The organism is Oceanibaculum pacificum, from assembly GCF_001618175.1.
GTDB lineage: Bacteria > Pseudomonadota > Alphaproteobacteria > Oceanibaculales > Oceanibaculaceae > Oceanibaculum > Oceanibaculum pacificum.
On sequence record NZ_LPXN01000033.1, the window covers coordinates 1 to 8,717 of the forward strand.

An 8,717-nucleotide genomic window follows, 5' to 3' on the forward strand; every position below is an offset into this window, starting at 1 on the left:
CGCCCAGGGCATCGGCCAGGCGCTGTACGAGCGCACCGTCTATGACAGCGAGAGCGGACAGCTGCTGACAGGCTCCTTCATGGATTACTGCCTGCCGCGCGCCGATCTGGTGCCGTTCATCGATTTCGACATGCACAACGTGCCCTGTACCACCAACGCGCTGGGCATCAAGGGCTGCGGCGAGGCCGGGGCGATCGGCGCGCCGCCGGCCGTCATCAACGCGCTGGTCGACGCGCTGCAGGAATATGGCGTCGACCATATCGACATGCCGGCCACCGCCGAGGTGATCTGGCAGGCGATTCACGGCCGCTACGCCCAGGCCGCGGAGTGAGCGGTCTCGATCTCCCAGCCCTGTTGCCGACGGTCAAGGACATCGCGCTGGAGGCCGGGGAGGTGATCCTGGGCTTCTACCGCGACGGTTTCAGCGTCGAAGGCAAGGCGGACGGCTCCCCGGTGACGGCGGCGGACCGGGCGGCGGACGATCTGATCGTCGCGCGGTTGAAGGCGCTGGCCCCGGACATCCCCGTGGTGTCGGAGGAATCCTACGCCGCCGGCGTGCGTCCCGACGTGACCGGCGGGCGTTTCTGGCTGGTCGATCCGCTGGACGGCACCAAGGAATTCGTGAACCGCAATGGCGAATTCACGGTGAATATCGGCCTGATCGACCGGGGCGTCCCGGTGCTGGGGGTGATCCTGGTGCCGGTGACCGGCGTGCTCTATTGGGGCGTAATGGGCCAGGGGGCGGGCCAGGGGGCCGGTTGCCGGGATTCCGCCGGCGAACGCCCGATCCAGGCCCGCCCGGCCCCCGCCGATGGGCTGACGGTGGCGGCCAGCCGCTCGCACCGCAACCCGGCGCTGGAAGCCTATCTCAAGACCGTGCCGATGAAGGACCAGAAGGTAGCCGGCAGCTCGCTGAAATTCTGCCTGGTGGCGGAGGGCGCGGCCGACCTCTACCCCCGCACCGGCCCGACCTCGGAATGGGACACGGCGGCCGGGCACGCCATCGTCCTCGCCGCCGGCGGCCGCGTCGACCTGATGGACGGCACGCCCCTGCCCTACGGCAAACCGAACTTCCTGAACCCGGAATTCGTCGTCCGCGGCCGGTAGGGCGGGGCTCGCCCGGCGATGTTAACGCCCCTCACTGCCCCTTCCCAGACCGTCACCCCCGCACTTGTTGCGGGGGGCCATGCTTCCGCCAACTGAATGACGGCTGGAAGAAGCCGCTACTCTGCGCAACCTCGCAAGCGCAGCTGTGTCCTTTCCCCTCACGCCAAGCGGCTAGGCTTGCGGGCGCGGATGGGGCAAGCTGGAGTGGTCGGCATCCGTCTGGCCGGCGCGCCTATAACAAAACATCGGTGGGGAATGGGGCGATGACGGAAAGCGACTGGATGCGGCTGGTCTATCTGGTGCTGCTGTTGGCGCTGATCGGACCGGCCTTCTATTTCCGCCGCCGGCTGAATTCCGACTTCTGGAAGGATGCGGTTATCTGGATAGCCCTGGGGGCCATCCTGGTCGGCGGCTATCTGCTGTTCCTGAACTGAACGCCGGGCTCCTCCACCCCTGTCATGCCTGAGTTTGGCAAGGGAAAAGAGGCGTTCCCCTACTCCTCGGCCCGTCCCATGCCGAGCATGGCTTGCAGGTCGGCGGTCTGGCGGGTGGTCCGCGCCAGGCTGCGGGAAAGCTGGGTGAGCATGGCGCGGATGAAGGGGTTGGCTTCCTCCAGCAGCCGCCAGAACAGTTTTTCCGGCACCACGGCGCAGACGCAATCCTCGACCGCGCGCACACTGGAGCCATGCAGCCGGCCTTCCAGCAACGCCATTTCGCCGAAGATCGCGCCGGGACCGAGGCGCGCGATGGTCAGTTCGCGCCCGCTGACCGTCTGCACCACCTCGACCGACCCCTTCTCGACCAGATAGGCGGCCTCCGCCCGCGCGCCCTGATGCAGGATGATCGTGCCGGCGGAGAAATGATGGCCCTCGAACGCCTCCACGCGCCCTCCTTCTGGCCCTCTTACCTGCCTTCGAAAACCGGCTTCCGCTTGGCCAGGAACGCCTTGTAGCCGGTCTGGAAATCCTGCGTGTCGAAGGAATCGTAGCCCTCGTCGTAATCCGCCTGGGTCAGCGGGGCGGGCTGCTCCAGCCGGCGGGCGAACTTCTTGTGCCAGCGATTGACCAACGGCGCGCCATCGACGATGCGCGTGACGCAGGCCCAGCCCTCCTCCTCGATCTTGTCGTCGGGCACGACGCGGTTCACCAGCCCCTTTTCCTTCGCCTCGGCCGCGCCGAACACGCGGGCTTCGTAGAGAATCTCCAGCGCATTGGTCTTGCCGACCAGGCCGATCAGCGCCGCGATCTCCTTATAGCCCATGGTCAGGCCCAGCTTGTTGATCGGCACGCCGAAGCGGCTGCTTTCCTGGCAGATGCGCAGATCGGCCATGCTGGCCAGCTCCAGCCCGCCGCCGACGCAGATGCCCTTGATCATCACCACGACGGGATGCGGGCAGTCGGCGATGGCCCCCATGGTCTCGTCCATCAGGTGCCCGTAGTCCCGCGCCTGGGCGGCGTCGGCGCGCGCGGATTCGAACTCGGAGATATCCGCGCCGGGACAGAAGGCGCGCTCCCCGGCGCCGGTGAACAGCACGCAGCGCACGCTGTCATCGGCGGAAATCTCCCGGAAGGCGTCGCGCACGCCGATCCACATGGCCTTGTTCAGCGCATTCAGCTTCTCCGGCCGGTTCAGCGTGACCATGGCGACATGGTCCTTGCGCTCGACCAGCACGACGGGAGCCGGAGTGGAGGGGGGAGTATCGGACATCGGCGTTCCTCGACTTTATTGGCTTTATGCCCGCAGCCTAGAAGCAGCCAGCCTAGCCAGCAAGGTCCGCATAGCCGCGCACCCGGTGATGCAGGCTGCCATCCTTGGCGATCTCGCCCACCGGGGCCATGCGCCATTCCCATTCGGTGCCGCCGTCCGGCAGTTTCAGGCCATAGAGCGGGTCGAAGCGCATCACCGCCTCGCCGTCCAGATTATAGGCGATGCGCTCGACATCGGTGATCAGGCATATCTGGCCGGCTTGCGCGCGCAGCCATTTGTAATGCGCCATGACCAGCCGCTTGGCGAACTTGTCCTGGTCGGCCTCCGACACGCCTTGGCGCTCCATCAGGTTCAGCGGCACGATGGGCAGTTGCGACATCAGGTTCAGCGAGACCACCAGATCGGCCTGCGGCAGGGCCGGCGGATCGTAGCGCCGCTCGGTCGATAGCGGCTGCGCGCCGATGCCGGTCAGATCGGCGGCCAGCACATGCAGTTGCCGGCTCAGCAGCCCGCGCAGGCGCACCGGCACCGGGTGGACGATATCCACGAGCACCACCTCCTTGAAGGCCGCCAGCAAATCGTCCAGCGGCACATCGAGCAGCGGGCCGGAGCCCAGCACCACCGCCCGGTCACGCCCCCGGCATTGCGTAATGGCGTCGCGCACGATGCCCTTGCTTTCCGCCAGGTGCGGGGCCCAGGCGGCGCTGTGCCGCCGATGGCGCGCGATAATGCCCTTCAACTCGCCGCGATAGGCATTGGCGCGGGCGTTGGCCCCGCTCAACGGGCGGGCGAAGAGGGAAGGCCTGCTCATTCTGTCCGATCCTCTGTGACAGGTGCTTGACGGCGGACGCAACCTGGGCTGTCTTGGCGCGAACTCCCAAGAGGCCCAAATGACCGACCTTTCCTACCAGATGACTCCGGCGGAGATAACCGCCGATATCCTGCTCGACATCCAGGCGATCCATATTCGCCCCGAAGAGCCCTTCACCTTTACCTCCGGGCGGCTCAGCCCGGTCTATGTCGATTGCCGCAAGATCATCAGCTTTCCACGCGCGCGGGCCAAGCTGATGGATATGGGCGTGGAGAAGATGGGCCGCATCGCCGGCTTCGAGGGCTTCGACGCGGTGGCCGGCGGCGAGACCGCGGGCATCCCCTTCGCTGCCTGGATTGCCGAGCGGATGGGCCTGCCGATGCTCTATGTGCGCAAGAAGCCCAAGGGCTTCGGGCGCAACGCGCAGATCGAGGGCGCCATCCATGACGGCCAGCGCGTGCTGCTGGTCGAGGATCTGGCAACCGATGGCGGCAGCAAGCTGAACTTCGTCGAGGCGCTGCGCACCGCCGGCGCCGAAGTCGCGCATTGCTTCGTCGTGTTCCATTACGGCGTGTTCCCGGAAGGTGTCGCCAAGCTGACCGAGCAGGGCGTCGCCCTGCACGAGCTGGCCACCTGGGCCGACGTGCTGCTGGCCGCCGAACGGCGCGGCTACACCAAGGACCAGCTCGACCAGGTCCGCAGCTTCCTCGCCGACCCCGATGGCTGGGCGGAGAACCGCGCGAAGGGGTAAGGGTCGCTGCTCTCTCAGACCGTCACCCCCGGCCTTGTGCCGGGGGTGACGGATAGAGAACTCAATGCCCGGCCTGCGCTTCCGCCTCCTTGCGCTTGCGGCGGGCGCTGGCGGCGAGGTTCAGGGCCTCGACCAGGATCGAGAAGCCGATAGCGAAGTAGAGGTAGCCTTTCGGGATGTGGAAATGCAGCCCGTCGGCGACCAGCGCCAGGCCGACCAACAGCAGGAAGGCCAGCGCCAGCATCTTCACCGTCTGGTGGCGCTGCACGAATTCGCCGACCGGGCCGGCGGCGAACATCATCACCGCGACCGCGACGATGACGGCGGCAACCATGATGCGCAGATCGTCCACCATGCCGACGGCGGTGATGATCGAATCCAGCGAGAAGATCACGTCGAGCACCAGAATCTGGCCGATCGCGGCGGCAAAGCTGGACGCCACCTTGTCCTTGCCCTCGCCATGTTCGCCTTCCACCGTGCCGTGGATTTCGGTGGTCGCCTTCCAGATCAGGAACAGGCCGCCGACGAACAGGATGATGTCGCGCCAGGAGGCCTCGAAGCCCGCAAGCGTGAAGACCGGCGCGGTCAACCCGACGATCCAGGTGATCACGCTCAGCAGCGCCAGGCGCATCACCAGCGCCAGCCCCAGGCCGATCTGCCGGGCGCGGCGGCGCTGCGCTTCCGGCAGGCGGCCGGCGACGATGGCGATGAAGATGATGTTATCGATGCCCAGCACGATCTCCAGGAAGGCCAAGGTGGCGAAGGCAATCCAGGCTTGCGGGTCGCTCAGCAGCTCGATCATGAAATCTCCCTGGCGTAGGTCTGGTGGGCGCGGCGGCGGCGAAGAGTTAGCACCGCACCCTGTCGAAACAAGCAACGGCTGCTATAGTCGTTTTGTGCCCTGACGCTAAGCAAAATCGGAGAAGCCTTGATGACGGGATTGATGCGGCTGGCGGTTCTTATGCTCCTCGCCTTGGGAATCGCCCCTTTGGGCCTGATTCAGCCGGCGGCGGCGAAAGGCAAGGACGAGCTGGTCATCGGCATCACCCAGTTTCCCTCCACGCTGAACCCGCTGATCGACGCCATGATGGCGAAATCCTACGTGCTGGCGATGGCCAGGCGGCCCTTCACCACCTACGACAAGGATTGGCAGCTCGCCTGCCTGCTCTGCACCGAGCTGCCGACGCTGGAGAATGGCCGCGCCGTCCCCTTCGATCTCGACAAGCCGAACGACGCCGGCGGCACGAAGGGCGTGCGCCTGACCTACACCATCCAGCCCGACGCCAAATGGGGCGACGGCACGCCGGTGACGACCAGGGATGTGGTCTTCACCTGGAAGCTGGGGCTCACGCCGCAGGTCGGCGTCTCCAACCAGGAGCAGTTCCGCCGCATGCTGGATATCGAGGTGGCGGACGACAAGACCTTCACCATCGTCGCCGACCGGCTGGGATTCGATTTCGCGGCGATCAACGATTTCCAGATCCTGCCCGCGCATCTGGAGGAAAAGCCGCTGGCCGAGCCGGCGGCATACCGCCAGCGCACGCTGTACGACACTGATTCGACCAACCCCGGCCTGTATAACGGCCCCTACCGCATCACCCAGGTCACCCCCGGCGCGCATATCGTGCTGGAGCCGAACGCCCATTGGTGGGGTAAGAAACCGCATTTCAAGCGCATCGTGGTGCGGGTGATCGAGAATACCGCGGCGCTGGAGGCCAATATCCTGTCCGGCGAGATCGATTATATCGCCGGCGAGCTGGGGCTGACGGTCGACCAGGCGGTGGCGTTCGAGAAACGCCAGGGCGAGCGCTTCAAGGTCGTCTACAAATCCGGCCTGGTCTACGAGCATATCGACGTGATGCTGGACAACCCCATCCTGGCCGACCGGCGGGTGCGCCAGGCGCTGCTGCTGGGCATCGACCGGCAGGCGATCAGCCAGCAGTTGTTTGGCGGCAAGCAGCCGGTCGCCCATTCCAACGTGAACCCGCTGGACTGGATTCACGATGAGGGCATCCCGACCTACGGCTTCGATGCCAAGCGCGCCGCCGCCCTGCTGGACGAGGCGGGCTGGGCTGAGAAGCGCGGCGGCATCCGCCACAATGCCAAGGGCGAGCGGCTGTCGCTGGAATTCATGACCACCGCCGGCAACCGCTCGCGCGAGCTGGTGCAGCAGGCCTTGCAGGCGCAGTGGCGGCAGCTCGGCATCGATATCCGCATCCGCAACGAGCCGGCGCGGGTGTTTTTCGGCGAGACGGTGACTAAGCGCAAATTCACCGGCCTGGCCATGTATGCCTGGATCAGCGCCCCGGAATCGGTGCCGCGCTCGACCCTGCATTCGAAGGAAATCCCCTCGGCGGAGAATGGCTGGAGCGGCCAGAACAATCCCGGGTTCCGGAATCCGGAAATGGATCGTCTGATCGATGAAATCGAGTTGGTGCTGGAGAAGGAAAAACGCCGCCCGATGTGGTCGCGCATGCAGACGATCTATGCCGAGGAGTTGCCCGCCCTGCCGCTCTATTTTCGCGCCGACGCCTACATCATGCCGAGCTGGCTGACCGGCCTGGAGCCGACCGGCCACCAGTACCCGACGACGCTGTGGGTGGAGAATTGGGGCGCGGAGTAGACCGCCGCTCTCCGCCGCCTATTGCAGCGGCTGGCCGGCGTCCTTCTTCTGTTTCATCGCCGGGGTGAAATAATACACCTCGCAGCCCGAGGTGCCGTCGCGCAGGAAGAAATAGCTGGCGGTCCTATCCGCGCGGCGCTGCGGATCTTTCAAATTCCAGCCATCGCCCTTGGCGATGCCGAGCACGCCGGCGCCGACCGGGCCGATGAACTCGATGGTCAGCCGGTTCAGCGTCTGCTGGTTGAACAGCCCCTGGGTGCACAAGGTGGACAGCTCCGGCGACAGCACGCCGACATCATTATAGGGCGCGGTGGAGCGCATCAGCACCTTGGCGCCGCTGGTGTCCTGGGCCAATGCCGGAGACAGCGCCAGGCCGGCTGGAAGCGACAACGCCAGAAGCGCAAGCGCCCGGCGAGTCATCCCTACGCCCCCAATCCGGCCAGCGCCGGGCGACCGGCGGCCATGTCATAGTCGCGCATCACCCCGGCGACGCGGATTCGATAGTCGGTGAACAGCGCGGCGATGCCTTCCTTCTGGGCAGCGCGGTGATCGACCGTGCGGTACCAGGCCTCCACCGACGCCTCGTCGCGCCAGGTGGAGAGCGAGAGATACTTGTCTTCCGTCACCAGGCTCTTGAAGCGCTCGACCGAGACAAAGCCGTCGATCTGTTGCAGCTCCGCCTTCAGCGCCGCCGCGATATCGAAATAGCGGTTGCCCTTGGCGGGGTCGAGATAGACTTCGAAGATGACGACGACCATGCATGCCTCGCTGATGCCCGGAAAAATTCCGTCCCGGTTTAGCCGCAGCGCCCCGCCCGGTCAAATGCCGGCTTGACCCGGCGCAGCCGCGCGCCACTTGCTAATATGGCGCTGATAATATGGCGGGGGAGTGATCATGCGGTTCGTCCTGGTCTGGCTTACGCTGTTCGGCCTCTGCGTCACCGCCGCCTTGTCGCCGGCGCGGGCCGCCCCGGCCGATGTCGATCTGCTGCTGGTCCTGGCGGCCGACGGCTCCGGCTCCATCGACGAGGATGAGTTCAAGCTGCAACGCGAGGGCTATGCCCAGGCGATCAGCGACCCGCGCGTGGTGCAGGCCATCCAGTCCGGCTATAGCGGAGCCATCGCCGTGCTGTTGATGGAGTGGGGCGCGCCCAGCTCGCAGCACACCATCGTCGATTGGACGGTGATCCGCGACCAGCCCTCGGCCGAGGGCTTCGCCGCCGCCATCCTGGCGGCCCCGCGCCAGGCCTATGGCTATAATTCGATCAGCAACGCCATCGATTATTCCGCCCGGATGATCCGCGAGAGCGGCATAACCGCGCCGCGCAAGGTGATCGACGTGTCGGGCGACGGGCCGCAGATGAACGGCATGCCGCTGGCCGCCATCCGCGCGGCGGCGCTGGACGAGGACATCACCATCAACGCGCTGGCGATCAACAACAAGGACGGCATGCTGCGCGGCCCGATGGGCCAGCCGCTGGACGCGCATTACCGCAACGAGGTGATCGGGGGCTTCGGCGCCTTCGTCATCGTCGCCGACAGCCGCGCCCATATGCGCGAGGCGCTGCTGCAAAAACTGATCCGCGAAATCGCCGATTCCGGCCCAACCGGCCGCGGGCTGGCGCGCAGGGAGTAGGCGCGGATGGGGTGGGATGGTCTCCCCTCACCCAGCTTTCGCTAGGCTGTCGCCAAGCTCCAGCATCCCTCTCCCCTTCCGGG

The 8,717-nt window shown here is 66.2% G+C and carries 12 protein-coding genes; 6 read left to right on the plus strand and 6 right to left on the minus strand.

What is annotated here, in order from left to right:
* From AUP43_RS03070 to AUP43_RS18905, 3 genes are all read left to right on the plus strand, one after another.
* A partial coding sequence (locus AUP43_RS03070) for a molybdopterin cofactor-binding domain-containing protein (protein ID WP_157089213.1) occupies positions 1-331 on the plus strand: 331 nt, incomplete at its 5' end.
* Positions 328-1,107, plus strand: a complete 780-nt coding sequence (cysQ, locus tag AUP43_RS03075) for a 3'(2'),5'-bisphosphate nucleotidase CysQ (RefSeq protein ID WP_067552529.1) — start codon at positions 328-330, stop codon at positions 1,105-1,107. The genes AUP43_RS03070 and cysQ, both read left to right, overlap by 4 nt.
* 263 nt (positions 1,108-1,370) lie before the next feature.
* The gene (locus AUP43_RS18905; protein ID WP_157089214.1) at positions 1,371-1,541 is read left to right on the plus strand and encodes a hypothetical protein; all 171 of its coding nucleotides are present in this window, start codon (positions 1,371-1,373) and stop codon (positions 1,539-1,541) included.
* A 59-nt stretch (positions 1,542-1,600) separates the two neighbouring features.
* Here AUP43_RS18905 and AUP43_RS03080 read toward each other — a convergent pair whose 3' ends face one another.
* From AUP43_RS03080 to AUP43_RS03090, 3 genes are read right to left on the minus strand one after another with little or no spacing between them, the layout of a single operon-like run.
* Positions 1,601-1,990, minus strand: a complete 390-nt coding sequence (locus tag AUP43_RS03080) for a Crp/Fnr family transcriptional regulator (RefSeq protein WP_067552532.1) — start codon at positions 1,988-1,990, stop codon at positions 1,601-1,603.
* A gap of 20 nt (positions 1,991-2,010) precedes the next feature.
* Positions 2,011-2,814, minus strand: coding sequence for an enoyl-CoA hydratase/isomerase family protein (locus AUP43_RS03085; RefSeq protein WP_067552534.1), 804 nt, complete (start codon positions 2,812-2,814; stop codon positions 2,011-2,013).
* A gap of 52 nt (positions 2,815-2,866) precedes the next feature.
* Positions 2,867-3,625 carry a hypothetical protein gene (locus tag AUP43_RS03090; protein WP_157089215.1) on the minus strand — a complete coding sequence of 253 codons (759 nt, stop codon included), beginning with the start codon at positions 3,623-3,625 and terminating at the stop codon, positions 2,867-2,869.
* 79 nt (positions 3,626-3,704) lie between these two features.
* Here AUP43_RS03090 and AUP43_RS03095 point away from each other — a divergent pair, with 79 nt between their 5' ends.
* On the plus strand, positions 3,705-4,376 hold the full coding sequence (locus AUP43_RS03095; protein WP_067552540.1) for an orotate phosphoribosyltransferase: 672 nt from the start codon (positions 3,705-3,707) through the stop codon (positions 4,374-4,376).
* Between the two features lie 61 nt (positions 4,377-4,437).
* Here AUP43_RS03095 and AUP43_RS03100 read toward each other — a convergent pair whose 3' ends face one another.
* On the minus strand, positions 4,438-5,178 hold the full coding sequence (locus tag AUP43_RS03100; RefSeq protein WP_067552543.1) for a TerC family protein: 741 nt from the start codon (positions 5,176-5,178) through the stop codon (positions 4,438-4,440).
* A 129-nt stretch (positions 5,179-5,307) separates the two neighbouring features.
* Here AUP43_RS03100 and AUP43_RS03105 point away from each other — a divergent pair, with 129 nt between their 5' ends.
* The gene (locus tag AUP43_RS03105) at positions 5,308-6,999 is read left to right on the plus strand and encodes a peptide ABC transporter substrate-binding protein (protein ID WP_067552546.1); all 1,692 of its coding nucleotides are present in this window, start codon (positions 5,308-5,310) and stop codon (positions 6,997-6,999) included.
* A gap of 18 nt (positions 7,000-7,017) precedes the next feature.
* Here the strand turns inward: AUP43_RS03105 and AUP43_RS03110 are convergent, their stop codons facing one another.
* Positions 7,018-7,419: a hypothetical protein gene (locus AUP43_RS03110; RefSeq protein ID WP_067552549.1), complete on the minus strand. Its 402-nt coding sequence runs from the start codon at positions 7,417-7,419 to the stop codon at positions 7,018-7,020.
* Positions 7,420-7,421: 2 nt separating this feature from the next.
* Positions 7,422-7,757, minus strand: coding sequence for an antibiotic biosynthesis monooxygenase family protein (locus tag AUP43_RS03115; protein WP_067552552.1), 336 nt, complete (start codon positions 7,755-7,757; stop codon positions 7,422-7,424).
* Positions 7,758-7,893: 136 nt separating this feature from the next.
* Here AUP43_RS03115 and AUP43_RS03120 point away from each other — a divergent pair, with 136 nt between their 5' ends.
* On the plus strand, positions 7,894-8,634 hold the full coding sequence (locus AUP43_RS03120; protein WP_067552555.1) for a DUF1194 domain-containing protein: 741 nt from the start codon (positions 7,894-7,896) through the stop codon (positions 8,632-8,634).
* Positions 8,635-8,717 lie beyond the last annotated feature (83 nt).

Bases quoted from the DNA above. Each gene is read 5' to 3' on its own strand.
- AUP43_RS18905 (WP_157089214.1), top strand. From the start codon at position 1,371: ATGACGGAAAGCGACTGGATGCGGCTGGTCTATCTGGTGCTGCTGTTG.
- AUP43_RS03085 (WP_067552534.1), bottom strand. From the start codon at position 2,814: ATGTCCGATACTCCCCCCTCCACTCCGGCTCCCGTCGTGCTGGTCGAG.
- AUP43_RS03090 (WP_157089215.1), bottom strand. From the start codon at position 3,625: ATGAGCAGGCCTTCCCTCTTCGCCCGCCCGTTGAGCGGGGCCAACGCC.
- AUP43_RS03095 (WP_067552540.1), top strand. From the start codon at position 3,705: ATGACCGACCTTTCCTACCAGATGACTCCGGCGGAGATAACCGCCGAT.
- AUP43_RS03100 (WP_067552543.1), bottom strand. From the start codon at position 5,178: ATGATCGAGCTGCTGAGCGACCCGCAAGCCTGGATTGCCTTCGCCACC.
- AUP43_RS03105 (WP_067552546.1), top strand. From the start codon at position 5,308: ATGACGGGATTGATGCGGCTGGCGGTTCTTATGCTCCTCGCCTTGGGA.
- AUP43_RS03110 (WP_067552549.1), bottom strand. From the start codon at position 7,419: ATGACTCGCCGGGCGCTTGCGCTTCTGGCGTTGTCGCTTCCAGCCGGC.
- AUP43_RS03115 (WP_067552552.1), bottom strand. From the start codon at position 7,757: ATGGTCGTCGTCATCTTCGAAGTCTATCTCGACCCCGCCAAGGGCAAC.
- AUP43_RS03120 (WP_067552555.1), top strand. From the start codon at position 7,894: ATGCGGTTCGTCCTGGTCTGGCTTACGCTGTTCGGCCTCTGCGTCACC.